The organism is Parendozoicomonas verongulae (genome assembly GCF_009711465.1).
GTDB classification, from domain to species: Bacteria; Pseudomonadota; Gammaproteobacteria; order Pseudomonadales; family Endozoicomonadaceae; genus Sansalvadorimonas; species Sansalvadorimonas verongulae.
In genome coordinates, this window is the sequence record NZ_SMME01000251.1 from 1 (window position 1) to 420 (window position 420).

Here is a 420-nt window from a genome sequence, read left to right on the forward strand (position 1 = left end):
TGCGTCCAGAGCGTCCGTCCGGGTGGTGGATCTCTCGGCTGTCGACCTGTCAGATGGCGAGCTCGTTTCCGCCTTGGTCGATGGCGAGAGCTTCCATATTGCTGTGCGAAAACGGGATCCGGAATCAGAAGTCGCCCAGGTCCAGCTCTATCAGCTTGATGAGGCCGGTACAGTCGCTGAAGGTATGGTGATTATGGAGGCGGGAAATCGGGATCAGCCCTATCAGCTTCACATGAATCAGGGAAAGCCGGTTCTGTTCAGAGTGCCTTCGGAGGGTTCAGCTATCGGCAACCTTGCGTGCCAGGACTCTTCTGGCGAGGAACTGGGACATCAAAGATTCAGAAGAGAGGTGCCGGACGCATCTCAGAATGTATCCACGCACGATTTCGGCCCTGGCATCCATGTCAGCTGCGTTTCAGG

1 protein-coding gene is annotated in these 420 nt (G+C 56.4%); it reads left to right on the forward strand.

Annotated elements, in window-relative coordinates; genetic code table 11:
- Nucleotides 1-22: 22 nt before the first annotated feature.
- Nucleotides 23-420 (forward strand): hypothetical protein (locus tag E1189_RS24335; protein WP_155158171.1); only part of this gene is annotated, 398 nt, incomplete at its 3' end.